Raw genomic sequence first — 25078 nt, forward strand, 5'->3', positions numbered from 1 at the left:
CAGTTGGTCGGGCCAGGATTGGTCGCTACGCCTTCAACAACACGTCGACGTGCAGCGGTGCGCACAGGTCGATCAGCCAGGTCTGGTCGGCGGGGCTGGCGAAGATCCGGCCATGCGTGGGGTCCTGGGCGAAGGCCGCTTTGGTGCCGTCGCACCGGTCGCCGAAGAACACGTACGCCTTGATGTTGTTGCACAGTCGCGACATCCACACCATGCCGTCCACCCCGATCCCGTGCGCGGCTTCGGCCCAGCGCACGGTGTCGGCATAGGTGGACGCGGGGCTCGAGGTGAGTTCCTCGGCGGTGACCTTGAGGTGTCGTAATCCCAGGCCGTACAGGACGGCGAGGCGCAGGTCTCGGGTCACCCGCAGGCGGGCGAGTGCCTTGCGGGAGTAATCGTCGTAGGGCAGCAGACCCCCGTCGACCGGGATGTCGTGCAGCAGGGTCTCGGCGACCGCCGCTTCCTCGGCGTCGGCCGCGTACATGATCGGGACGATCGGCTGGCCGAAGAAGCCGAACCGGGTCGGGCCACCCACGCCGGGGTTGAACTCAACGGCCGTGCGGCTCGCCGTGAAGACGCGACAGAGCAGGTGCCCGGCGGCCAGGGTCTCGATCTTGGGGTCGAACGGAGTCGGCGGCGCCTTCACCACGAGACGGCCAGTGCATCCGCCGCCACGGCGACCACACGGTCCGGATCCTTGGTGAGGTAGTCCACGGGTCGGTCCCCGTCGAAGTACGTGGTCGGCGCGCACAACCACTGCACCAGGCCCGCTTCGGACCAGTCGTTGGCCTCCGCGGTGTCGCGCAGGCGGGCAATGACGGCGAGCGGTTGCCCGTCGGATCCGAACTGGAACCCGGGATAGGCGAGATGGTTGCCCTGGCGCACGGCGAGCAGCTGGTGATTGCGGTGGGCGGTGGTGGCGAGATTGCGCGGTGCGCTGGACCGCGACCCCATCTTTTTGCCGGCCTGGGTGCTGCTCAGCATGCCGAACTCGGCGTCGATGCGCGCGTAGAGGTTGTGCTCGGCCTGCAGCGAGCGGGCAATGGCGGGTTCGGCGTACACGGCGACCGACGCCAGGGCGGCGCGCAGGGCCTGGGCGCCCTCGCGTACCCGCTGGGTGGCGACGACGAGGTCGTCGACGGTGGTCATGGACCCATCCTACATGCGTTTCGTGCGTTTATAGCCGCTGCACGAAACGCATGCTAGCGGTAGTTCACGAATTGCACCGCGACCTCGAGGTCGGCCTTCTTCAGCAGCGCCTGGACGGCCTGCAGGTCGTCGCGGCTCTTGCTGCTGACGCGGACCTCGTCGCCCTGGATCTGGGTCTTGACGCTCTTGGGACCCTCGTCGCGGATCAGTTTGGTGATCTTTTTGGCGTTCTCGCTGTTGATGCCCTGCTTGAGCGTGCCGGTGACCTTGTAGGTCTTTCCCGAGGCCTGCGGTTCGCCGGCGTCGAAGGCCTTCATCGAGATGTCGCGGCGGATCAGCTTTTCCTTGAAGACGTCGACGGCGGCCTTGACGCGCTCTTCGGTGGACGAGGTCAGCTCGATCGCCTCGTCGCCCTTCCAGGCGATCTTGGTGTCGGTGCCGCGGAAGTCGAAGCGCGTGGACAGCTCCTTGGCGGCCTGGTTGAGCGCGTTGTCGACCTCTTGGCGGTCGACCTTGCTGACGATGTCGAACGATGAATCCGCCATGCGATCCGTCCCTTCCGTTAGGTGATAGCCGTTTGTGCTCTGTCTACCGGTTCGTTGTAACCTGCTAGGCGGCAGGTTGCCCGAGCGGCCAATGGGAGCGGACTGTAAATCCGTCGCGAAAGCTTCACAGGTTCGAATCCTGTACCTGCCACCACAGTTCAGGGGGTGTTTCGGCTACCCACCCTGGCCCTTGCGCTGTCACGGATCACAACCGACGCCTTACTACGCCGCCCTGTGGGTGAGCGCGGCTTCGACTCGGCTAGCAATCGGGGTGGTGAGCGTCGTGGTCAACGGGGGGACGACCACCGAACCGCGTTGACACCGCCGGAGACGGTCCACAACACGCCACGTTCACGCCTGGTCGTCCAGGGAATTGAGAGCGGAGATCGATTCGACGAACTCCATGTCGTCGCTGTGTCGGTCGGCCTCGGCGAGCGCCAGCGCCTCACGGCGTGCTTCGGCGGCGAACGCAAGGGAGCGGACATCCGGCACCCACACCTGGACCGGGCGGTAGCCGCGCAGGCGCATCCGCTCGCGGTATTGGCGGGCTCGCCGCGTCGATCTGCTCATGCTCACCATGTTGCATGAATAGACGTGGCGCTATCAGTCGGGCGTGCTCACTACGGCGTCGCGCAGCGCCTCGGCCGCCCGTGATGCGCAGGGCTGCTGTGTCACGGCCGTTGTGCGACTCGCGAGCCCTCCAGTCCGCCGCTTCCCCCGATTGGGGGACGCGCGATTCATCCCATGGACCAACTGGTCGGCGGACAGACGCCGCTGAGCTGCGGCGGAATAGTTATTGGTGAGCCGGGCGAGCACCGGCAGTGGTTCCACCAGGTCTAGGACGGGAGCCTGCCCGCCGCGGCTTAGAAGGGAGCCGAGACCATGCACACCGAGGCCGAGATCACTGCATGGTTGGAGCCGCTCTTCGCGGCGGCCGAGAGCACCGACATCGATCTATGGGCGATCGTCGAGCAGGCGACCCTGTCGGTGGACGAGGGGTCGGCGCTGCGGTGCTCGGAGGCAAAGACCGAGCACGGCAGCGACGTAAAGGCCCGGATGGGGGATTGGCCCGATCTGCCGGACGCCGAGGTGCGGTTGGTGGTGGATTGGGTTCGCTTTGGCCAGATCCTCTGCCACGAGCTGGGTTGGGACGACAGCTACCCCCGGCACCCGGCCGTCGCGCTCGACCAATTGCGTCGGAATCGCGAGTTGATCGGCCGACAAATTCGCGAGCGGTTCGGCGACTCGCATTAGCCAAGCGGATCCCGGGATGGCTCGGTCGTCAGCGCCGATCGCAAGGCCCGGGTTTGGCTTGCGAAAAACCGTTGCGACACAGATGCATTCGGCATGATCATGTCGAACGCGTGAAACGCGCCCTCGGCGATTTCCACGTGGGTCGGCACGCCGGCATCCCGCAACCGGCGTCCGTACGCAACAGATTCTTCATAGAACAGATCCAGGCTGCCGACACCGATCCACGCGGGCGGCAGCCCAGCCAGGTCGTCTCGTCGTGCGGGGACGGCGGTGTCTGGATCCGCGCCGTTGAGATACCAGCCCCACGCGATCTGATTGTCGCGCCCCGACCACATGACTCGAGCCCGTTGGTCGGGTGCGGCGCCGGTGCGGTCATCGAGCATGGGATACACCAGCATCTGCAGGGCGGGAGTGACTTCCGCGCGATCGCGGGCCAGCAGCGCCAGCGCCGCCGCGAACCCGCCGCCGGCGCTGGCCCCGCCGATCGCCACCCGGGTCGGATCCACCCAGGGTTGACGCGTCAGCCACAAGAGCGCGGCGTAGCAGTCTTCCAGCGGTATGGGGTAGGGGTGTTCGGGGGCCAGCCGGTGATCCACTGCGGCGATTGACACGTCGGTGAAGTTCATCAGCTTGCGGCAGAACCCGTCCTCTTGCGCGGCCGCACCCATGGCCGTGCCGCCGCCGTGTATCCATAGCATCGCGGGCCCGGGTGCGGCCACGTCGGACGAACGATGCAGTCGCACGGTCACATTCGAGTTGACCGCAACGGATGGGACGTCCTTGAGCCGTCCCGCACGGGCCGCGAGTTTCATCAATGCGCGCGGCACCGTCACGCCGCGATGAAGCGCGTATCCCCCGGGCAGCAGTCGGGCCGCCGGTCTCAGCTGACGGTCAACTTTCTTGCGCTCGGGTCCAAGTCTGGCCACCGCATCACACTCTCATACGTTTGTCGCACCGACCGAATACCATCGCGCCGCACTCTTGGGCTCGGCATCGAAGCGTTCGAACCACCGTCCGGCGAAGGTGGGAAGCCTCTCCGTCGTGGGATCGTGACGCGGGCCCTGCGATCGCACCAAGCCGACCAGCATCGCCATCAGCTCCCGCTTGGGGACGCCGGCATAGGTCGCCTGGCTGGGGGTTGAAAGTTCGCGGGCGGCCCGCCGCACACCACGAAAGGCATTGAACGACAGGCCATTCGGAATAAGCAAGGCGAGGCGGCCGCCGTCCGACTCGGGGACATGCTGCCGAAAGCCTCGCGAGATGATCCGCAGCACCTGATCGATGTGCCTGACCACGCCGACGATCGTTTTCACCCGATACGGATAGCTGTCGTGCACGGCGTCATACACCTTGAGCGCCGAGCTGCGGTGCTCGATCTCTTCGACGAAGTGCCAGAGGAACAATGACGCGACCCGTTCGTCGCCGGGCGCGAAGAGTTTGTCCTCGTGGTCGAGGAAAACTTTGAAGTAGGGCGTGAACGTGGCCTCGATGACAGCCGTATAGCCGAGGCGCCACGCCAGCGGTTTGGTCGCGGTCAGGTGGTCGAACGATGCGGCGACCTCGTCCACGGTCTCTTGCAGGCCTGGCCAGCGCCGGATCAGGGCACGCGCATGGCTCGCGTGGGCGGCGGAGTGCTGGGCCTCCTGCCTCAGGTAGGCGTTCGCCTCCGCGGCAACCTCGGGATCGCGAATCAGCGGGATGCCCTCGCGGGTGGCGTCGACGATGAACTTCTCAAACCCCGGTGCGAAGAAGGACATGAGGTTGCACAGCATCGCAAACGCCGGCCGCTCGGGTTGCCAAATGAAGGGCACGTCTTCGCCGGCGAAATCGAACCGCACCCGCCGCACCTGAAGGTCCGTCATCGCGATCGCCCCTAACCGAATGGACACTCCTTGTGATGTGTCCAGTCAAACGCTAACATTGCCAGTCGGCGATGCGCAATGGCGGCGATGGGACGGTGACGACATGCATCAGGCGGCGGTACAGGATGCGCTGATCGGATTGCCGTTCAACGACTCCGACGACGTCATCCGCGCCGCGATAGGCGAAGCCAGTGTGCCCGCGCTGCTGATGTCGATGGTCCACATGACCGGGGATCTGAGCCTGTTCGACCAACTGCCCAGGCCCTTCGTGCTGATCCCGATGGATTTGCAAGGCGGCATGAGCGAGGCCGACAAACAGGCCGTGCGCGACCGCGCCTTCGAGGTGGTGCGCGACTATCGGGATCGCGGCTGTCCGCCTCCCTTCGTCCCGAACGCCGAACAGATGCGCGTGATGCTCGACGTGATGTCCGCCGGACAGGTCACCGAGGACTTTGTCGATTACGCCGCCGCGGATCTGCGCCTGACCGACGCCGACCAGCTGGGGCCCCCGCTCGCATCCACCGCGCAACAGCGCGCTGACTTCCCCGTGGTCGTGATCGGGTGCGGCGAGGCCGGCCTGCTGGCCGGGATCAAGCTGAAACAGGCCGGCGTGCCATTCACGATCGTGGACAAGCAGGACGGTGTCGGGGGCACCTGGCGGGCCAACCGCTACCCGGGGTGCCGGGTCGACATCGCCAACCAGTATTACGCGTACTCATTCGAGCCGACGGATCACTGGTCGCACTACTACTCCGAGCAGCCGGAGATCCTGCAGTATCTCGAAGACGTGATGGCGAAGTACGACATCGCCCGCAATGTCAGGTTTTCCACCGAAGTCGTCGAGGCCACGTGGGACGACGACTCGGCGACCTGGCGGGTCATCGCGCGCACCGCCACCGGCGCCGAGGAAGAGCTGCGAGCCCGCGCGTTGATCTGCGCAGTCGGGCAGTTCAGCAACGCCGTCATCCCGGACATCGCGGGGGCGGATAGGTTCGGCGGGCCGTCATTCCACACCGCCGATTGGCGCGACGACGTCGCCCTGGCCGGCAAGCGGGTCGCGGTGATTGGCGCCGGCGCCAGTGGATTTCAACTCGTCCCCGCGATCGCGGAACGCACCGAGCATGTCGACGTGTACCAGCGCACCCCGCAGTGGATGGCACCCAACGTCGCCTATCACGAGGCGATCCCCGGCGGCGCCAGGTGGGCGATCCGCCACTTGCCGTACTACGGACGCTGGCTGCGCTTCGTGTCATGGTGGCCGCTGACCGACGCCGCCGAGGAACGCGTCATGATCGACCCCGGCTGGGACACCGGCGGAAAGTCCTGCGGCGCAGCGAATCACGCCGTACGCGAAATGCTGATCGCCTGGATGCGGACCTTCACCGACGACGAGGAACTGCTCGAGAAGGTCATTCCCGACTACCCGCCGATGGGCAAAAGGATGTTGCAGGACAACGGCACCTGGCTCAAGACGCTGCAGCGCGACGACGTCGACCTGGTCCAGGACGGCATCGCCGAGATCACGCGCGACGGTGTCACGACGGTCGACGGCGTGCACCGCCGGGCCGATGTGCTGGTGTGGGCCACGGGTTTCGACGTCAACCATCAGCTCGGCCCGATCGACATCCGCGGGTTGAATGGCTTGTCGCTCAACGAAGTATGGGGTGACTCCCCGTATGCCTATCTGGGCGTCACGGTGCCGGGGTTCCCCAACTTCTTTTGCATGTACGGCCCCGGCACCAATGCTGTCAACGGGGCCAGCATCATCTACAACTCCGAATGCCAGATGCGCTACATCATGGGATGCATCGACATGATTCTCGTCGGCGGCGCCCGCTGGGCGGCACCGCGGACCGACGTGTGCGACGACTACAACCGCCGCAATCAAGACAGATTGAAGACCATGGTCTACACGCATCCGAAGGTCGTCAGCTACTACAAGAATGCCGCGGGCACGGTTCCCACGCTCTACGGATTTCGGATCGTCGACTACTGGAAGTGGACTCGCAATCCCAACCCCGACGATTACGATCTGCGGCGCTAGCGCCGCCGGGCCGGGCTTGTCGCTTTTGACCCCACTGTGTGGGGCTTTCCGTGTCGTGACCGCCCTGGACTCACAACGACCGCCGTGAGTGCACAGCTGAGCGCCGCCACGCCGACGATGTGCCGCGTCTTAAAAGACGCCCAACTCCCGCAGCGTGTCGCCGTAGACGTTGAGATCGGCGGCGAAGAGTTCGGGTTGTTCGAAGGCGGCGAAGTGCCCGCCGCGCTCTTGCACCGAGTAATGCACCAGGTTGTAACGCTTTTCGGCCCACACTCTCGGCGTGCGCAAGAGTTCGCACGGGTAGACGGCGTAGCCCGTCGGGACGTCCACTCTGCCCTCCCACGGACTCAGCGGTGCGGTTCCCGCCCGGGCCGCTTCGCAGTAGAGCCTGGCCGCCGAGGTCGCGGTGCCGGTGAGCCAGTAGAGCATCAGGTTGTCGATCAGCCGGTCGGTACTGATCGGCATGCCGTCGCGGATGTCGCACCAGGCGTGGAACTTCTCCAGGATCCAGCCGGCCAGCCCCAGCGGCGAGTCCTCCAGCCCGTAGCCGAGGGAATGCGGGCGCGTGGACTGAATCTCCATGTACGCCGTGCCGTCGCCCATCCGCTCGGCCGAGGCGACGATGGCGGCCACTTCGGCCTCCGTTACGCCCGCCATCATGTCGGGACCGTCGGATTCGACCGGCGAGAACAGCATGTTGGTGTGGATCGCGACCGCGCGCGAGCCGTAGTGCTGGCCGAGGTAGCGCACGACGATAGCGCCCCAGTCGCCGCCCTGCGCGAGGTATCGGTCGTAGCCCAATTGGCCCATCACGTCGTCGACGGCGGCGGCGACCTTGGCGACGTCCACACCTCGCATGCCGGTGGGGCCGGAGAAGCCGTAGCCGGGCATGGATACCACCACTCGGTGAAAGCGGTTGCCCAGCAACGGCAAAGTGTCGAGGAACTCGACGACTGAGCCGGGCCAGCCGTGCACCAGCACCAGCGGAATGGCGTGCGCGTCATCGGCTTTGCGGTGTAGGAAGTGCACCCGCTGACCCGCCGCGGTGGTGACCTGCGAACCCCACGAATTGAGCTCGGATTCGGTTCGCCGCCAGTCATATCCGCTCACCCACCGGTCGACCACCGACTTCAGAAAGGCCTGTTCGGTGCCGTAAGCCCAACCGCAGTCTTCCAACTCGGCGGGCCAGCGCGCCAGCTCGAGGCGGCGGCGCAGATCGTCGAGGGCCGAATCGGCGATGTCGATGTGGAACGGCGTCGTCATGCCGCCACGACGCCTGGCCGCGCGACATTTCGGGGCCGTCCGTCGGCACGCAGGAAGCTGCCGGTGCGCTGCTGGCCGACGATGTCGGTGGGCTGCCCGTCGGCGAACACGGTGCGGCCCGCGACCATGACGGTCTTCACGGTGGCATCGTTGCGGTTCACCATCCGCTTGAGGCCGCCGAAGGCGGCGATGGGCGCCTCGTGGTATCCGTCGAGCGATGAGTCCAGCCGCTCAGGGTCGAGGACGAGGACGTCGGCCCAGTCGCCGATGCGCAGATGACCGGCGTCCAGGTGGTACCAATCGGCCAACTCGCCGGTGAGGCGATGGACGGCGCGTTCGACGCTCATGAACTCGCGGCCCGCGCGCTGCTCATCGCGGACGTGGCGCAGCAGCCGCAGCCCACAGTTGTAAAACGCCATGTTGCGCAGGTGCGCGCCGGCGTCGGAGAACCCCATCTGGATGCCGGCCTTGACCGCGAGCTGGCGCAGCATCTTCGGCCGATGGTTGGATATCGTTGTACGCCAGCGCAATTCCTTGCCGTGCTCGAGGACAAGGTCGAGGAAGGCGTCCACCGGGTGCAGCCCGCCGCGCTCCACCCCGACATCGCCGAACGACTTGCCCAGCACCGTCTCGTCGGGGCAGGCGACGATCTCGGCGTCGAAGAAGTCGCGGTGCCACGCGCGCGGACCGAACTTGCTGTCGTAGTCCTTGCGGAACGCCCGGCGATAGGCCTCGTCCCTGAGCAGTTTGTTGCGCTCCAATTCGGTCTTGAGATGCAACGCCGCGGCGCCTGCACCGAATTCTTCGAAGACGACCAGGTCGATGCCGTCGGCATACACCTCGAACGGCACGGGCAGGTGCTGGAAGCGCATGTCCCCGCCGAGTCGGTTGGCGATGGCCGCCAGCACCACGGTGATCCACATGCCCGCCGGCGCGGACTTCATGTCCGCCGCGGCCAGCAGGCTGGTCTTGAGGCGGGGCCGGCCGATGCCGACCGACTGGAACGCCTGCGACACGATGTTCTGCGGATGTGTGATGTCCGGTCCCGACTGCAACGCCCGGTCGCGTCGGCGCAACAGAGCCTTCAGCCGCCGCAGTTCTCGTGCCTTGGCGTACGTCGAGGGCAGGGTGCGCGACCGACACACGTCGCCGTCGAGCCGGTCGAAAAGCAGTTGCTGCGAAGACAATCCGATAAACCCGGCGTCGAGCGCATCGGTGAGCATGGCCTCCATGCGAGCCTGCTCGGCCCGCGTCGGCCGAACGTCCTTGCGGGTGGCGCGATCCAAACCCATCACGGCGACGCGGATGTCCGAATGTCCAATGAAGGCAGTCACATTCGGGCCGAGCGGTCGGGATTCCAGCGCCTCGATGTACTCCTGCGCTCCGCTCCACGTCTTGCTTTCGCCGACGATTCGGACGACGTGCTCGTGCGGAATGGCCTCCACCCGGCCAAACAGATCGGCGGCCTCCGAGGCGTTCACGTGCACCGTCGACAACGAGCACGACCCGACGACGATCGAGGTCACCCCGTGCCGCAGCGACTCGGTCAGCCCGGGCGCGGCGAGCACCTCGGCGTCGTAGTGGGTGTGGATGTCGATGATGCCCGGCATCACCCAGTGCCCCGTGGCGTCCACGACGTCCGTGCCGTCGATCGGCTCGGTGGTCACCGCACTGACGCGTCCATCCCGGATGCCGATGTTGCGCACGGCCGACGGGCCGCCGGTGCCGTCGAACCACCGGCCGTTGAGAATCACCGTGTCGAAAGTCATGCGTGCGCGCTCCCTAATGTCCGGTCACCCCTGACTTGACAGCTTATAGATAGCGTCAACCCTTGCCCTGATGCCTGGCGATCTCGGCCGCCACAACCGGTCCGAGCCATCGGCGGATGTAGCCGCGCAGCGCGTCGCCGCGGCGCGGCGGCCGACCCGGATCGATCATGAACGACTGCAACATCCGCAGCATGTACTCGACTAGGTCGTCGATGGCCGCGTCGTCCATCCCGAGCCCGACCCAGTCGACGTCCAAGCTGGCCAGAATCCTGTGCCCGAACTGTTTGGCCATATCGGAGGTCACTTCGACGGACGTCCTGCCGAGATCGTTCGCCAGCATCAATTGCACAGGCTTATCGCTCGGCAACCATTCCAGCGTGAAGGCAAAGCTTTCCACCAGAGCCTCGATCGGGTCGGTGTGCCCAGCAAGATGCGAAACCAGTCGTTCGATGAAACGCAGCCCCGATCGGTTTGCCACCGCTTCCAACAGCGAGTTGCCCGGGAAGTAGTTGTAGACGGTCTGACGGGACACCTCGAGCGAGCGCGCGACGTCGGCGACGCGCATCGTCGCGCCGCGCTCCTCGATCGCGGCGCTCGCGGCGTCGAGGATTCGCTCGATGGCCTCTTCGTCGTTCGCAGGAGTGGCTCCGCCCCAGCCGTGGGTGCGCATGGTCAGAGATCTTGGCACAGGCCTCAGATGCCGAGTTGGTGAAGTAACGCTCGGATACGCAGGACAAGCAGGAACAGCGTGATCAACCCCCACCGGCCGGTGAGATACAGGAGCAGCAAGGTCACCGCGTCGGCGAAAGTCGCCGTCACCGGCAGCAGTTGCGACATCAGTTGCCAGAGGAAGCTACGCACATCCGCGTGGAGTGACTGGATGGCGCCCGCCGCGTGGGCGATGACCGGCGATAACGTCCTGGCATCCGGGGACCACAATGACGAGGCGTTGGCGCCCTCGGTGCTGGCGTATGAGCGGGCACTCGCAGTCAAGTTGTGGGCGAACCGCTCGGGAAACGCGGCAGCATGCCCGGCCAGCGCTTGATAGTGCTCGGCGTGCCGAGAGAACAGCTGGGCGATACCCGCTGACACCTCGTCGGCGGCAGCCGGCACTAACACAACGGTGGGGGCCGCCGCGTCCGCGTGGGCCATCCTCAGCGACGACCCGATAGTCGCCAACTCCGCTGACGCCGTCACCATCGGTTCTTCTGCGGCGATCACATACGGCACGGTTCCTCCCGCGGGCCCCACTCGGATCGCCCTAGGTTAACCGGTTAACCAGCGCGTCACAGGAAAATGCGCCGCGAAAGCTCAGGAACGGAACACCACCCACCGCATCGCGCAGTACATGTACACGGCTTCACAGCTCCCCGCGGCGATCCGCGACAGCTGGTAGTGCACGCCGAGCGCCACCAACAGCGTGGTCACCCCGAGGATGAACGCCAGGTAGTTGACGACGACCACGACGACGTAGATCGCCACCTGAGGCCCGACGGGTGCGTGGGACCGGAAGTTGAACGTGCGATTGAGCAGGTAGCTCAGCGCGAATGCGCAGGCGTAAGCGACCGTGACGGCGATCGGCACCGGAAGGCGAAGGCCGCTGTGCAGCGCGGTCAGGATCATCAGATCGACGGCGAAGGTGAGTCCGTTGATCAGGCAGAAGCCGAGAAATGTCGGGGCAACGATCCTTTTGAGCCCGAACGGAAGCCGACCAACGACCGCCTCACACAGATCGTGAAATCGGCCGGCCAGGCGCGATTGCCGGGCCTCTGGTTCGACTCGCACCCGGCTACCGTCGCATGGTCGGGTATCGGCCATGTGATCAGTCGGCCAACTCTTTGCACAGCAGCGGCGCACGTCGCTGCTGTGGTCTTCGGTCAACGCCAGCGGGCCCACACGTAGGGCACCAGGGCACGCAGGAAATCGAGGTCCGCGCCAGGGCGGGCGTCGGCGAAGGCCTGCTCAAAATACTCCTCCGCGACCAGCAGGATGCCCTCGGCGTATTCGGTCGTGAAAGCGATGCTGCCGTAGCTGTCCATCAACGCGCGGACGGTGCGCACCAATTCGAGTGAACGTTCGGATCGGTTGCGGCGCAAGTAGTCACGGACTAGGTCACGGTCGACGCCGGTTGCGTTGGCCATCAGATGCACAAGGGGCAGCGTGCGCTTTCCCTCGTACAGATCGCCAAGGATCTCCTTGCCGTACGCACGTTCATCACCCACGAGGTTGAGGAGGTCGTCGCGAATTTGAAAAGCGGCACCGAAGTGAAATCCGAAGCGCACCAATGGAGCCAAGTCCGCCTTGCCGCCCGAGCCCACCAGGGCGCCGACACGTAGCGGATGAATGGTGGTGTACCAACATGTCTTGTGCATGATCAGTTCGAGATAGTCATGCGGCTTGAGGTCGTCGACATTGTCGAGCTGCCAACCGGCTTCGATGGCCTGCCCCTCGAGGGTGCGCAGGGCCATCGTGTCGAACTCGTGCCAAACCAGGTCGGCGAGATCGCCGGGCAGCTGCCTCGTCGCCCTTCGCAGCACCTGTCCCGCGACGATCGCCAGTCCGTCGCCGGCGTTGAGCGCAGCGCCCACACCGTGCGTCGCCGCGAGCGTCGGGCGTCCACGACGCATCTCGCTGCCGTCGGCAATATCGTCGTGGACGAGAAAGGCGTTGTGCAGCAGTTCGATTGCCACAGCGATACCCATAACCGCGTCGGGCTCCGCGCCGAACACCCGGCTTGCCGACAGGCATAACGCCGGCCGCAGCGCCTTGCCGGGCCGCGACGGGTATTCGCGCATCGGCCCATAGAGCCACTGGACTGGTTCGCCGTCGGGCATCGCATCCAGCATTGCGCGGCGCACCACTTTGGCCACGCCGCGCAGATGGTCCTCGACGTCAGATATCAGGTCCGTCCGGTCGGCGGTACTGCTCATGGGAGCAGGGGTTTGACGACGAGCTCAATCGGCAGCCAGACGTCGGGGTGCCCGTCGGCGACCAGCATCCCTCGGTAACTACCGGGCACGACGTGCTCGTCGATGTCGGCCTCGACGGTCACGCCTCTGCTGCTGCGCGCAGGCATCGGCACGATATCGGGCTCGAACCGCATCAATCGCGCCGCGATGAGGTTGCCTTGGTGCGATAGCAGGTCGCCGCAGCGCAGCACGACCTTGCCCATGTCGATGGGTCCGCGGTTATGCAGCCACAGTTCGGCCGTTGCCGCACCCGGAGCCACCGTCGACAGCTGAAGCCTGCCTGTGCTGTGCGACGCCGCGAAGTCGAGCGTCGCTGTATCGGTTTCGGTTTGTTGCTCCCGACGCGGTGACGTGATGCGCAAAAATTGGTCGACCATTGCCCACCACGAAGTAACAAACGGCTCAAGACCGGTGGCTCCGTACAAATCGGCGGGCTCATCACGCGGTGGTGGTTCGGAGGCGGCGTTTCCATTCAATCCGGCTGCAGCAATGCGCACGAATCGGTCGACGAGTTCGCTTGCGGCCCGAAAGCCGTCCGCCTGGACGGAACTCAGCGCTCGCAGGTTGGCCTTGGCGTCGAACACCGGCGACCACGGAAGGTCGCTGCTCATGCGCGCGCCAGTCGCGCGTTCCAACCCATCGGCCCTCCCATCATTAACGCGCATTAAAGCGCACTCGACGGTATGATATCCGCGCAAACACGATGGGAGGCGGCAAATGTCGACGCTCCGCGCAATACTCGAAATGCAAGGATGTCTGGACACCGCTGTCCTTGCAACGCAGGACCCACGTGTCATGGAGATCGTCGACGCGTTCCTGCCCGATTCGTCCGCCAACTCGCAGTGGTACCAGGAAATCGAAGCGTTCATGTTTCGTGCTGGCGCCGAGGGCGACGATGCGCCGCGCACCGTCGCCGACCCGATCAATGCCCTGGCGGAAATTCAGCAAGATTGGGTGTCGCGGCAGCGGCGGCCGACCGCCCCGGAGGCTTCGCGGCTGATTTACGGCCTCGGTGCTGTCGTCCACCTGACGAGAACCGTGCAGATCGCCTCGATGCCGTTCTCCGATCCGACTGCAGACGAGCGCGGGCGCAGCCTGCTCGCCGACGTATTCGCGCTCACCGGCGGGCAAGAATTCGAGCAGCGCGCTGCGTTTTTCTCGCTCGACCAGATCGACACGATCGGGAACCTTTTCGCCGACCATTTCCTCAGCTGGAAGCACTGGACGGAGACCAGCCAGCGACTGGTGGCAATGGGGGTGCTCACCGAGGAGGCGGCGTCGGTGCCCCTGTGCAACGCCTGCGTGATCACCTACAACGGCATCGAGTCGGTGGTGGTCGACTCGGTGCTGTCCTCCAACCAGGTCTCGCTCAACGACCTGAAGGCGGTTGTGGACCCGCGAAATTGGCGCCACGACTGCGGGAGTTTCTTCTGCGACATGCGGTACGAGAACCTGCGCACCGACGGGTGGCGCCGCGTACTGGAAACCGTCGGCTTGTGCGCCTTCCCAGAGGAGGTCAGTCCGCGGCTGGTCACCATGCTGAAGTTCCTCAAGACGACGGTGAACAAGCCGGAGAGACACGAGGCTCGGCTGGACTACGAACTCAACGACCCGTTCCCCACCCCGCCTAGCGACGGCAAGATCACCGTTGACCACGGCTTCATCAACATGTGGACAGAGCCCAATGGCGATCCTGATCAGCCCCCGGTATATGTGCGGACCCGGAAGGTCTGCCACATCGACGGCATGCGGCCCTACACGATGAAACGGTTCGTCTGCGCCTTCGGCTACGCGTTCATCGTCGCCGAGATGCTCTTCGGTTCGGCTCTGGATCCCAAGGCGGCTGCGTTTGGGTGGGACGACCCAGCGACGGAGCACCCCGGTAACCCGAGCGGCCAACCCCCGGGAGGAGGGACGAAGCCTCCGCCCTCGTCGGGTAATTCGGCCGCATCCACGGCGATCAAGATGGTCGCCGCGTGCGTCGAGGATTTGACGGTCAAGCAGTACGACCTGGCCGACAAGTGGATGGCGGGCCAGTTGACCGTGGCCGACCTGGCTCAGTACGGCGCCGAGGTGGGCGCCAGGATCGCGAGTGATCCGTGGAAGTTTATCCAGGCCATCACCCAGCCAAAGGGAGGCGGCAAGTGACCACCTCGAACCCGCCGATGCGCGCGCATAGCGTTGTCGCCCAGCAATTGACCAGCAGTATCGCCCAGCGTTGGGTGAAGGCCGGTGACCAGAGCGACTGCGCAGAGGGATTGGGCATAGACGGCCGGATTGCTCTGGTGCACGACCTTTGTGATCTCGGGATGAAAAGCTGGGCACTCCTTGCCCAGTGCGTAGTCAGTGGTCCGGGCGCCTGGTTCGGGACGTGTGGATGCGAGGGCGCGTGTGCGCCACTGCCATCAGAGCCCATCAACGTCAAGGAGGAGACCTATCCGCGGCAGATCGAGGCCGCGGGACCGTTTGTGCGAGTCGGTATGCCGAATGTCGTTGTTCCCGCGTCCTCCATTGCGTTTGCGCCCTCGTTACTACCGCCGGGCACCACACAATTCCAGGTCCTCCTCACGAATTACAACTTCCTCGGCGCCAACTACACCGGGAAAGTCAAGCTGAGCACTCAGGCCGTGCCCAACATTGCACCAGTCGAGATGGTGGTCACCGTCGGATTGTGAGCGACAAGGGAGCCCACACAGCGATCGACGACTTGCTTGACCGGGCGGTTCGTGCGATCAACCAGGGCGACCGGAAGACGGCCGATGAGCTTGCCGGGCAGGTACTCGCTGTCGACGGCGGCAATCCCGACGCCGAGGAGTTACTGGCCGCACCCGGCGACAGCGGTGAGATTCGGCGCCTGACAATCCTTTTCGCGGATCTCGTCGATTCCACAGCATTGTCGAGCCGAGTCGAGCTGGAGGTCTACCGCACGGTCGTCGGCCGGTATCGCCACGAGGTGAACCGCATCGTGGAGCAATACGAGGGGCACATCGGGTCTACCAAAGGCGACGGACTGCTGGCCGTCTTCGGTCATCCCGTGGCTCACGAGAACGACGCGCATCGAGCGGTTCACGCCGGCCTCGACATCGTCAAGGCGATCAGCGCGCTCAGCGAGCGGGTGCAGGCACGCTTCGGGTTCGACATCAGTGTCCGCGTAGGCATTCACCGGGGACTGGTCTACCTCGACCTCGCGCAGGACGACGTCTACGGTCTGGGGGCCAACGTCGCGGCGCGGGTCTGCAGTATCGCCGCACCGGCAACCGTTGCGGTGTCCCAGCCGATTGAACGTGTGGTGCACGACGCGTTCGAGCTCACCGAAAACCCGCCACAGGCGGTGAAGGGCATGGATGATCCGATCCTCACCTATCGTGCGGTCGGCGAGCGCGATGTCGTGTCCAATGCGCGAGGACCGCTCGTCGGCCGCGAGCGCGAGCTGGCATATCTGGAACAACGTTGGGCTCAGGCCAAGGAGGGTGCCCTGTCTTCGCCGGGCATTGCATTCGTTGGCGAGGGCGGCATCGGCAAGACCCGACTTGCCTACGCTGCCGTCGACATGGCCCAGCGGGACGGCGCCGTGGTGCTCGGCATTTTCGGGTCGCCGTTCCACACCGACATGGGGCTGCGGCCGATCCGGCGGCTGCTTGAACGCAGGTGCGGCATCAAACGAGACTCAGATCCTGCCGACCGGCTTGCCAAGCTGCACGCGGAGGTCACCCAGCGCTCGCTCGACCCGGAGGTGGTGGTCCCGCTGCTGGCACCGGTGCTCGGCATCGACCCCAAGAGCGGCTACGAGTCCGTGCGCGCCCAGGGGCCCAATCTGTATGGCCGAATCGCCAAGGCGATCCACCATTACCTAATGGCATGCCTGGGCTCCGGGCCCGCACTCGTTCTCGTCGATGACATGCACTGGTTCGACGAGGACACCGTCGAGGTGATTAAGACGTTGCTCCACAAGGGCACCGGCCGGCTGATGGTGGTGATCACCGCACGAAGGCTTCCGCCATTACCGGACCTCACCACGATGTTCGAACTGACCCCGCTAAGCGATGCCGACACCGACAAACTCGTCCTGGCGTTGCACCCGGATCTCGACCGTACGGCGCGCAGCCAAGTACACAAGCGTTGCGACGGCATCCCGCTATACATCGAAGAGGTCGTGGCCAAGCTCAAGGAGCAGCCATCCGATGCCGGCCAGTCAGCGCAAGTGCCCGATACGCTCTACGAAACCCTTTTCGCGAGACTGCGATCCGGGAAGAACAGTCTTGCCGTAGCCGAAGCCGCCGCGCTCATCGGCAGCCGCTTTGATCGTGCCCTGCTTTCCGCCGTCGTTGACCTGGACGAGCGTGAGATCGACGAACTCCTCGATGAGCTGATGCGCGCGCGGGTGCTCGAGCCAACCGGCACGGGTAACTGGAGGTTTCACCACGAGCTGCTGCGCGAGGTCGCCGCCGAGGTCTCACCGCCTACTATTCGCCGCCGGCTGCACAGCCGAATCGCCGACGCGCTCGTCGCGGCGTCGGCCGATGCGAATCCCGAATGGTCCTTGGTGGCACGGCATTACGAGTCAGCGGAGCGATTCGACGAAGCGGCACGCGCCCACGAGCAGGCTTCGGCGGACGCTCGTCGCCGCGGTGCCCTCAACGAGGCGCGCACATGTTTGAACCGCGCGTTGGCCAACATCGAGCGCACGGCTGCGAACCCGGCACGCGACAAGCGCGAGGTCGCCATACGACTTGAGGCGGGCCTCCTCGCATCCGTGGCACAGGGCCACGCGAGTACGGACGCAGCAGCGGAGTTCGAGCGCTGCCTGCAGATCATCGGCGCGGACCCAAGCCCGGAGCTGTACGCCACCTTGAATGCGTTGTGGACCTATTACACCGCGCGCGGCGACTTGCGCCGTGGCATCCAAGTGGGCGAGACGTTGCGGGCGCAACTCGCCGACGTGCCCGGGGTCAACCTCGCTGCCGACGGCATCATGGGAATCCTGGCTGCTTTTCAAGGAGACTTTTACAACGCACGAGAAACGTTGGAACAAGCCATTGCAGGGGTCTCATCGTCCACCGACGAGATCCCGTACTACGGGCCAAACGACGCAATAGGGGGAATGCTGTCGTTCCTCGCGTTCATCCGTTTCATGCAGGGGGATCTTCTCGCAGCGGACCACGCGCTGCAGCAGATGGAAGCCAAGAGCCGCGCGGCCGGCTTCCCGCAGGGTGCGTTCAGTCTGTGCTACGGGCGATCGATCGAGGCGCTGATCCGCGCCGAGGCCGGCGAACCTGAGCGCTGTGTTGAGCTCGCCGCCGAACTGAGTTCTCTGGCAAAACAATACGGATTCGATGAATGGTTGATGGTGGGTTGGAGCCAGGAAAGCGCTGGAAAAGCAATGCTGGCACTTGCCGCAGGCGAAGCCGATGCCGACGCGTTGGCAGCGCACATCAACGTCATGAGCACCGTCGTGCAGACCTGGCGGTCGTTTGAGGTGAAGACTTTCCTGGCCTACTACGACGGCGTGCTGGCGCGCCTGCTGACCGTCGCGGGTGACCGACGCGCGGCGCGTGAATGCGTTGACGTCGCCCTGGTGATGGGAAAGGAAACCCTGATTCAGTTCTACGACGCCGAACTACTGCGCTTGCGGGCGCACACGTTCGACGACGGCGAGGACCGCGATCGCCACTTCCGGGACGCGATCCAGCTTGCGCAGAAGCAGGGCGCGCACATTTTCGAACTGCGCGCGGCCGCCGACTATTTCGAGTTCGTCGGCGAACCGGCACGGGCTGCGCTGCTCGAAGCCGTCGGCCGCATGCCCGCCGACCAGGCATGGCCGGATGTCGCGCGCGCGAGGGCGCTGCTGGGGTGACGAAGATTCGCGGGCGAGTCGCCATACTCGGTGGCGGCATGGCCGGACTGAGCGCAGCGTGGCGGCTTAGCGAAGCGGGCTGGCGGGACCGATTCGACTCCATCACCGTCTACCAGCGCGGCTGGCGCCTTGGCGGCAAGGGCGCGTCGAGCCGTGGCCCGCACGGACGCATTGAGGAGCACGGCCTGCATGTGTGGCTGGGTTGTTACGACAACGCCTTCGCCCTGCTTCGGGAGTGTTATGCCGAGATCGACCGTGCCACAACAGATCCCACAGCTCCCATTCACACATGGGATGAGGCGTTCGTCCCCTCCGATCACCTCGGGATCGCCGACCGCTTCGACGATGAGTGGCTGGTGTGGCCCGGCGGGCTGGCCCGCAACCAGGAGCTGCCGGGCGAGCCTGACGCGACGGGACGAGATTTCACCGCGGTCGACTTTCTCCGGCGCGCACTTCAACTGGTGCTCAACTTCGCCGACTCGCTGCCCTTGCCCGACGAAGATGCCCACCCTGTTACCGAATCCCCCGGTGCGACGGCGGAGTGGCTTCAAGTCGTGCGCTGGGGAGCCTTGGCCATGCTGGCGACCTTAGCCAAACCGCTAGGCGCCGAAACGATCCCGTCTGTGTCGCTCAATCACGTGCTGGCCGTGATCCGCGACGCGCTCGACTACGAGCATCGGCCCGATCACCGGCGTTTCTGGCTGTTCCTCTCGCTTGAGACCGCGACCGTGCGCGGCATAATCGCCGACAATCTGGTCACCGATCCACGCGGCTTCCGCGCCATCAATGACGAGGACTTCTGCGCCTGGATTCTGCGCCACGGCGCCCATCCCGACGTGGTTGACTTTCCCCTCGTCCGCGGGCTTTACGACATGGTCTTCGGGTACGAGGACGGCGACTGCAGCAGACCCGCATTGGCCGCGGGAGTGGCCTTGCTGCTCACTGGGATCGCGCTGTTCCAATACAAAGGAGCGTTCTTCTGGAAGATGACGGCCGGCATGGGCGATGTCGTCATCGCTCCGCTTTACCAGGCGCTGCGCCGACGGGGCGTCGAGTTTGAGTTCTTCCACCGCGTCGATGCGTTGCACCTCGACGACCATCATCAGTCGATCGAGTCGATCACCATGGGTCGTCAGGCCCGGCTTGCCGAGGGAGTCAACGAATACATTCCGCTGACCCGGGTCGGCGGCCTTCCCGTCTTCCCGGACCGGCCGCTGGCCGAACAGTTGGACGGGCATGTTGCTTACGACCTGGAATCGCACTTCGGTGGGCGTGCCGACATCGAGACCCGGGTGCTGCGCAAGGGCGTCGATTTCGATCACGTCGTGCTAGCTGCGTCGCTCGGGATGGTGGAGCATATCGCGGGTGAGCTGATCGCTGACAGCCCGCAGTGGCGCGACATGACGACGAATCTTCGTACCGTCGCGACCCAGGCCTTTCAGTTGTGGCTGCGGCCGGACGAGCCGACGCTGGGATGGAACCTCCCCGGCGTCACGACCAGCGGCTACGTCGCTCCTTTCGACACCTGGGCATCGATGCCGCAGACGCTGTGGGCCGAGCAATGGCCCGACGATGACCATCCGCTCACCGTGGCCTACTTCTGCGGAGCTCTGAACGTGCCAGGCCAAGGAGACAATGCGGATCCCAAGGCTTATGTGGCGAGCTGTCGCGAAAAGGTGTTCGCCGAAGCAGTCACTTATCTCGACACGCATGTCGGCCTTTACCTGCCGGGCGCGGTCACCGAGCAGGGCTTCGCATGGCATCTCCTCGTCGGCGCCAACGGCCATCGCGGCGCGTCCGCCTTGGCGACGCAGTACGTCAGCGTCAACATCGACCCATCGGATCGTTACGTGCAGTCGGTTCCTGGATCAGACAAGCATCGGCTCCGGTCGGACGAAAGTGGTTACGACAATCTAGTTTTAGCGGGCGACTGGACAGACAACGGCTTCAACGCCGGTTGCATCGAGGCTGCGGTCATGTCCGGCCTGCAGGCGGCCAACGCCCTGCTGGGGCGGGGCCACCGGTACCGCATCCGCGGGTTTTATCAGCCGTGACCGTCAACTCAGCCGTACCGTGTCCACCGTGACGCCCACGGCAGTAAGCCTTTTCAGCAAGATGTCACCCATCGCCGAGGCTGGCGTCAGTACTCCGTGCCGGTCGGGCAACTGGTCTCGATCGCGCGCAAGCGCAAACGCGCTCTCGCCAAGCAACACCGCCGTGGCGGCATAGCCGGGATCGCCGCGCTGAGCCATCGACGCTACGTATCGCGCACCCCGGGTCGTCGTCGCGTAAGTCTCGACCCGGTAATGGCCCCGTGGCGCGCCTCCATCCACCGCGCCGCTGGGACGCGGGATCACGCTTTCCAGCAGACCTGGCGGGAACATGCGTAGGTATGCCCCGCCGAGCCTCGAGGCGCCTGTGATGGTTGCGTTCGTCATCGCCGCCATCGCAGGCGCAAACGGCGACGAACCCATGCTTGCCGCCTCTGTGTAGCGGAACCGGCGGCCGTAGGCCCAGCCGAGCAAGGCGTTGGTGCGTCGGACGCATCGGGTGTTGTACAGCGCCATCAAGTACCCGCTGGTCCACAACCCGGCCAATTCGGGCGCGATCTCTTCGCCTCTGCGCAATGACACTTCCGGCTGGGGTCCCAAATCCGGTTCGGCTTGGCGATCGGGGCTCAGGCTGTAGGGGTCGTCGAGCAGCCGCCGTGTTTCGGTATCACCGAACCCGGAGCGCATCAGGCCGAACATCGTGTCGACGGTTCCCCGGGAAAAGCCCATCGCGTAGTTTGCGGCGCGGAGGACAAATGACGTGTCGCCCATTTCGCCGGCTTCGTCTTGCTGGATCCTTTGGTGCAATGCATACACACTCAAGTCCGAAGGGATGGAATCGAATCCGCAGGAGTGCACGATGCGGGCGCCGCTTTCGACCGCTTGCTCGTGGCAGGAGTCAATGCTGCGGCGCACGAACGGGACCTCCGCGGCAAGATCCACGTAGTCGGTGCCGGCTGCCGCACATGCGGCGACGATCGGTAGCCCATGGGCGGCATAGGGGCCCACCGTGCTGATCAATACGCGGGTTTGGGCGGCGAGGCGGTCCAGGGATTCCGGCTCGGCCTCGTTGGCGACGATCAGCGGCCAGCTGCGGGCGTCACCGGGCAGTGCCTGCCGGACGTCGTCCAGCCGTTGAGTTGACCGGCCGGCCAGGCCGACGCGCAGCCCGCACCCAGCCAGATACCGAGCGGTCAACTTGCCCACGGAGCCGGTCGCGCCGTAGAGCACGACGTCGAGGTCACGCTGCTCAGCGGGCATGGATGTTGACGCTACCCGAGGACCTGCGTCACGCAGCGATCCAAAGCACCGCAGCCGTGAAGCTAGGCCCTGGCTTCGGTGACCGCGGTCAGGATTGCGCGGCCGCCGGGGTCCTCGGCGGTGCACGGCACCACCGCGACGCAATCGGCGCCCGCCTCGTGGTAGGCCCGCAGCCCCGCGGCGATGTGTTCGGTGGTACCGGCGAGGCAGATCTGGTCGAGCAGGTCCGCGGGGATGCGGTCGGCCAGTTCCCGGCGCCCGGCTCCCGCACGGGCGCGCTGGACGAGCTCGCCGTAGCCGAGTTCGCAGAACATCTCGCCGTATCCGGGCGGAGCGAGATAGACCGCCAGCTGCGCCGCCAGTTGGCGCAGCGCGGCGGCGCCGGGCTGGTAGGCGGCGGGGACCCAGACCGTCAGCGCCGGTGGGGTGCGGCCAGCGTTGGCGGCTTCGCGGTCGATGATGGCGCGCACCTGGGCAACCCGTTGGGGCGGAACAAGATTGAGTACGACCTCGTCGGCATGCCGGGCCGCCACGCGGGTGATCGCGGGCCCGAATGCCCCGACCGCGATGCGGGTCTCGGGCCGGGGCCGGCGCAACCGGAAGCCGTGAGTGCGCACCTGGCCACCGTCGTAATCGCTGCGCTCTCCGGCGAATAGGGACCGCAGGCAATCGATCGTCTCGCTCACGCGCGCTGCCGGTTGCGCCCATTCGCGGTCATGCCAGCCGGCCACGATCATGGGGCTGGAGGCGCCGAGCGCGATATCGACCGCCGTGCCGGTCAGCGCCGCGACCGAACTGATCCCGAGCGCGAGCGTGACCGGGCTGCGCACGCCGACCGCCAACGGCCCGAGTCGCAGGGCCAGGCCGGGCACGCGATGGCCGATCGCGGTGGCCAACGCGAAGGCGTCATACGTCACCATCTCGCCGACCCACAGGGCGCCCAACCCGACGTCGCGCGCGCTCTGCGCGATGTCGAGGGCCTCCTCGTCGGGCCGGTCCAGCCAGAACGGCAGGACGGCTTCGACTCTCACAGCATCGACACTTCGGCGGCCTGGCCCAGCAGTATGCGGCCGGGCAACTCCCGTGACGCCTCGTTGACCTGGAAGTGGGCGGTGGCGGTGAACGCGTCGCGGAACCGTCGCTGCAACGGCGACGTGTCGTAGATCGCGCTGCCGCCCGCGAGGTCGTACATGGTGCGAACCACATCGGCCGATGTTCGCGCGGCGTGAGTTGCGGCCAGCCGCAACCGATTACGAAGCTCTACGGACGGTGGCTCCGTCTGGCTGGCCTGCCAGGCGTCGTCGATCGCCCGGTAGTAGAGCAGCCTGGCCGCGCTGAGGGCCGACTCGGCGGCCGCGACGGCCGCCTGCGTGGGGGAGCGTTCGGCAAGGGTGCGCGTCGAACCGAGGCCCTTCTTGCCGCCGGCCACTTCGATGAGGTCGTCGATGGCGGCGCGCGCGTTGCCCAGGGCGGGCGCGGCGACCGACAACGCAAAGAAGCCAAACGGCGGAAAGCGATACAGCGGGCGGTCCACGACGGGCCCGTCGAAGATCGACACGACGCGGTCGGCGGGCACGAAGACTTCATCGGCGACGGAATCGTTGCTGCCGGTGCCCCGCAGGCCGAGCGTGTGCCAATTGTCCAGGAGCTGAAGGTCTTTCGTCGGAAGCGCCACGACTGACGGAACGGGATGTTCGTCGACCATGCATCCGGCGAACAGCACGTCGGCATGGCGGATGCCGCTGCAGAACGCCCATCGCCCCGACACCACCACGCCGCCGTCGACCGACCGCCCCGTACCGCGCGGCGCCCATACGCCCGCCGCCAGCCCGCGCCCGTCGCCGAACAATTGGTCGCGGCTTGACGGAGGCAGGTACGCGACGAGCAAGGTGCTGGTGATCCCGATCGCCACGCACCAGCCCGTCGACGCATCGCCGCGCGCCAATTCCTCGGCCGCTTGAAGTCCCACTCGTGGCGGCAGTTCCAGCCCGCCGACCTCTTTTGGCGCCCCGGCGCGCAGTAGCCCGCTGTCGCGCAGCATCGCCACCAGCTCGTCGGGCAGGCGCCGCGTGGAGTCGATGTCGCCCCACAGTCGTGACGCCGCGTCGGCGATCCGCCGGCTGGTTGCCTCGATGTCGTCGTAGCCCGTGGTCATGGTTCAGTTACGTTACCACTATTGGTTCAGCAATTGAACCGGTAAGATCGGCGAACCATGGTGGCTTCGCCTGATCTGTCACACCGCTTCGACGGCGAGTCCGTCGGCCGGGCTCTCGAGCTGGTCGGCGAGCGCTGGACGCTGTTGATCCTGCGGGAGGCGTTCTTCGGGGTTCGCCGCTTCGGTCAGCTGGCACGCAACCTGAACATCCCGCGGCCCACCCTGTCGTCGCGGCTGCGGATGCTAGTCGAGGCGGGGCTGTTGGACCGCGTGCCGTACTCCGTCGACCCGGAGCGCCACGAATACCGGCTCACCGCCGCAGGGCGGGATCTCTTCGGCGCGATCGTCGCGCTGATGCGGTGGGGTGATGAGCATCTGGGGCATCCGGACGGGCCGCCAATCGTGCTGCGCCACAACGACTGCGGTCGCGTCGCCGATGCCCGATTGACCTGCGCGCACTGCGGTGAGGAGATCACCGCACAGAACGTGACCCCGGAGCCGGGCCCGGGCTACACCTGAGTGCGGTGACGGGCTTCGAGCGGCGCGGTTCCTTCGGCGGCGCTGACTCGTTCTTCGTTTGGCCGCAGCACTTTTCATTGAGTGTGAATCGTGGGCGTTGAGTGTGAAGCCTGGGCGGGAAAAGCTGCGTTTTGATCGCCCAGGGTTCACACCGAAAGCCCTGTGTTCACACTGAGCGCCCTAGCTCACTCGCGCGGCAGGCCGAGCCTGCGTTGAGTGTGAAGCCTGGGCGGGAAAAAGCCCTGTTTGACCGCCCAGGGTTCACGCCGAAAGCCCTGTGTTCACACTGAGCGCCCTAGCTCGCTTGCGCGGCCGGCCGAGCCTGCATTGAGTGTGAAGCCTGGGCGGGAAAAGCTGCGTATTGACCGCCCAGGGTTCACACCG

Annotated in this window: 23 protein-coding genes and 1 tRNA gene; 8 read left to right on the top strand and 16 right to left on the bottom strand. The window is 65.8% G+C overall.

Going from position 1 to position 25078, the window contains the following annotated elements; translation table 11 throughout:
* Window positions 1-25: 25 nt before the first annotated feature.
* Genes G6N66_RS02310 through G6N66_RS02320 form a run of 3 tightly spaced genes read right to left on the bottom strand, consistent with a single transcriptional unit; the run spans window position 26 to window position 1694 of the window.
* Window positions 26-649 carry an RES family NAD+ phosphorylase gene (locus tag G6N66_RS02310; RefSeq protein WP_211280537.1) on the bottom strand — a complete coding sequence of 208 codons (624 nt, stop codon included), beginning with the start codon at window positions 647-649 and terminating at the stop codon, window positions 26-28.
* Window positions 643-1149, bottom strand: a complete 507-nt coding sequence (locus G6N66_RS02315; protein WP_163645764.1) for a hypothetical protein — start codon at window positions 1147-1149, stop codon at window positions 643-645. Before G6N66_RS02315 ends, G6N66_RS02310 begins: the two co-directional genes overlap by 7 nt.
* 53 nt (window positions 1150-1202) lie before the next feature.
* Entirely contained in the window at window positions 1203-1694 is a 492-nt protein-coding gene (locus tag G6N66_RS02320; RefSeq protein ID WP_085235524.1) for a YajQ family cyclic di-GMP-binding protein, read from the bottom strand.
* A 70-nt stretch (window positions 1695-1764) separates the two neighbouring features.
* Between G6N66_RS02320 and G6N66_RS02325 the strand changes: the two genes are divergently transcribed.
* Window positions 1765-1848: transfer RNA gene (locus G6N66_RS02325), tRNA-Tyr, on the top strand.
* Window positions 1849-2045: 197 nt separating this feature from the next.
* Here G6N66_RS02325 and G6N66_RS02330 read toward each other — a convergent pair.
* Window positions 2046-2264: an antitoxin MazE-like protein gene (locus G6N66_RS02330; protein ID WP_085235704.1), complete on the bottom strand. Its 219-nt coding sequence runs from the start codon at window positions 2262-2264 to the stop codon at window positions 2046-2048.
* A 312-nt stretch (window positions 2265-2576) separates the two neighbouring features.
* Between G6N66_RS02330 and G6N66_RS02335 the strand changes: the two genes are divergently transcribed.
* A complete protein-coding gene (locus G6N66_RS02335; RefSeq protein WP_085235523.1) occupies window positions 2577-2948 on the top strand; it encodes a hypothetical protein in 372 nt (123 codons plus the stop codon).
* Here the strand turns inward: G6N66_RS02335 and G6N66_RS02340 are convergent.
* Together G6N66_RS02340 and G6N66_RS02345 are read right to left on the bottom strand one after the other, a co-directional pair.
* Window positions 2945-3874: an alpha/beta hydrolase fold domain-containing protein gene (locus G6N66_RS02340; RefSeq protein WP_232079185.1), complete on the bottom strand. Its 930-nt coding sequence runs from the start codon at window positions 3872-3874 to the stop codon at window positions 2945-2947. The two genes, G6N66_RS02335 and G6N66_RS02340, sit on opposite strands and share 4 nt — an antisense overlap.
* Window positions 3875-3886: 12 nt before the next feature.
* Window positions 3887-4810, bottom strand: coding sequence for a metal-dependent hydrolase (locus tag G6N66_RS02345; protein WP_085235522.1), 924 nt, complete (start codon window positions 4808-4810; stop codon window positions 3887-3889).
* Between the two features lie 103 nt (window positions 4811-4913).
* On the opposite strand from G6N66_RS02345, the gene G6N66_RS02350 reads away from it, so the two are divergent.
* Entirely contained in the window at window positions 4914-6854 is a 1941-nt protein-coding gene (locus tag G6N66_RS02350; protein ID WP_085235521.1) for a flavin-containing monooxygenase, read from the top strand.
* A gap of 129 nt (window positions 6855-6983) precedes the next feature.
* Here G6N66_RS02350 and G6N66_RS02355 read toward each other — a convergent pair whose 3' ends face one another.
* The 7 genes from G6N66_RS02355 to G6N66_RS02385 form a co-directional block, all read right to left on the bottom strand.
* Entirely contained in the window at window positions 6984-8117 is a 1134-nt protein-coding gene (locus tag G6N66_RS02355; protein ID WP_085235520.1) for an epoxide hydrolase family protein, read from the bottom strand.
* Window positions 8114-9886 carry an N-acyl-D-amino-acid deacylase family protein gene (locus G6N66_RS02360; RefSeq protein WP_085235519.1) on the bottom strand — a complete coding sequence of 591 codons (1773 nt, stop codon included), beginning with the start codon at window positions 9884-9886 and terminating at the stop codon, window positions 8114-8116. Before G6N66_RS02360 ends, G6N66_RS02355 begins: the two co-directional genes overlap by 4 nt.
* Before the next feature lie 55 nt (window positions 9887-9941).
* Window positions 9942-10556 (bottom strand): TetR/AcrR family transcriptional regulator, encoded by a 615-nt coding sequence (locus G6N66_RS02365; RefSeq protein WP_085235518.1) that lies wholly within the window; start codon window positions 10554-10556, stop codon window positions 9942-9944.
* Between the two features lie 23 nt (window positions 10557-10579).
* A complete protein-coding gene (locus G6N66_RS29935) occupies window positions 10580-11116 on the bottom strand; it encodes a PE family protein (RefSeq protein ID WP_085235702.1) in 537 nt (178 codons plus the stop codon).
* Window positions 11117-11197: 81 nt separating this feature from the next.
* Window positions 11198-11671 (bottom strand): GtrA family protein, encoded by a 474-nt coding sequence (locus G6N66_RS02375; protein ID WP_232079186.1) that lies wholly within the window; start codon window positions 11669-11671, stop codon window positions 11198-11200.
* A gap of 92 nt (window positions 11672-11763) precedes the next feature.
* On the bottom strand, window positions 11764-12816 hold the full coding sequence (locus G6N66_RS02380; RefSeq protein ID WP_085235517.1) for a polyprenyl synthetase family protein: 1053 nt from the start codon (window positions 12814-12816) through the stop codon (window positions 11764-11766).
* On the bottom strand, window positions 12813-13466 hold the full coding sequence (locus G6N66_RS02385) for a hypothetical protein (RefSeq protein ID WP_085235516.1): 654 nt from the start codon (window positions 13464-13466) through the stop codon (window positions 12813-12815). The genes G6N66_RS02380 and G6N66_RS02385 overlap by 4 nt, the downstream gene beginning before the upstream one ends.
* A gap of 184 nt (window positions 13467-13650) precedes the next feature.
* On the opposite strand from G6N66_RS02385, the gene G6N66_RS02390 reads away from it, so the two are divergent.
* The 4 genes from G6N66_RS02390 to G6N66_RS02400 are packed head-to-tail and all read left to right on the top strand — an operon-like array spanning window position 13651 to window position 20763.
* Complete coding sequence (locus G6N66_RS02390; protein WP_085235515.1) at window positions 13651-15003, top strand: hypothetical protein; 1353 nt, start codon at window positions 13651-13653, stop codon at window positions 15001-15003.
* The gene (locus G6N66_RS29245) at window positions 15000-15530 is read left to right on the top strand and encodes a hypothetical protein (RefSeq protein WP_232079187.1); all 531 of its coding nucleotides are present in this window, start codon (window positions 15000-15002) and stop codon (window positions 15528-15530) included. The genes G6N66_RS02390 and G6N66_RS29245 overlap by 4 nt, the downstream gene beginning before the upstream one ends.
* Window positions 15527-18709: an ATP-binding protein gene (locus tag G6N66_RS02395; protein WP_232079188.1), complete on the top strand. Its 3183-nt coding sequence runs from the start codon at window positions 15527-15529 to the stop codon at window positions 18707-18709. Before G6N66_RS29245 ends, G6N66_RS02395 begins: the two co-directional genes overlap by 4 nt.
* A complete protein-coding gene (locus tag G6N66_RS02400; protein ID WP_263989091.1) occupies window positions 18670-20763 on the top strand; it encodes an FAD-dependent oxidoreductase in 2094 nt (697 codons plus the stop codon). Before G6N66_RS02395 ends, G6N66_RS02400 begins: the two co-directional genes overlap by 40 nt.
* 3 nt (window positions 20764-20766) lie before the next feature.
* On the opposite strand, the gene G6N66_RS02405 is transcribed toward G6N66_RS02400, so the two are convergent.
* The 3 genes from G6N66_RS02405 to G6N66_RS02415 form a co-directional block, all read right to left on the bottom strand.
* Window positions 20767-22020, bottom strand: a complete 1254-nt coding sequence (locus tag G6N66_RS02405) for a saccharopine dehydrogenase family protein (protein ID WP_085235514.1) — start codon at window positions 22018-22020, stop codon at window positions 20767-20769.
* 62 nt (window positions 22021-22082) lie between these two features.
* Window positions 22083-23051, bottom strand: coding sequence for an LLM class F420-dependent oxidoreductase (locus tag G6N66_RS02410; RefSeq protein WP_085235513.1), 969 nt, complete (start codon window positions 23049-23051; stop codon window positions 22083-22085).
* Window positions 23048-24175, bottom strand: coding sequence for an acyl-CoA dehydrogenase family protein (locus G6N66_RS02415; protein WP_085235512.1), 1128 nt, complete (start codon window positions 24173-24175; stop codon window positions 23048-23050). Before G6N66_RS02415 ends, G6N66_RS02410 begins: the two co-directional genes overlap by 4 nt.
* Before the next feature lie 60 nt (window positions 24176-24235).
* On the opposite strand from G6N66_RS02415, the gene G6N66_RS02420 reads away from it, so the two are divergent.
* A complete protein-coding gene (locus G6N66_RS02420) occupies window positions 24236-24694 on the top strand; it encodes a winged helix-turn-helix transcriptional regulator (protein ID WP_085235698.1) in 459 nt (152 codons plus the stop codon).
* The last annotated feature ends 384 nt before the right edge of the window (window positions 24695-25078 follow it).

The sequence above is a fragment of the Mycobacterium conspicuum genome (genome assembly GCF_010730195.1).
In the GTDB taxonomy this organism is placed as follows: Bacteria; Actinomycetota; Actinomycetes; order Mycobacteriales; family Mycobacteriaceae; genus Mycobacterium; species Mycobacterium conspicuum.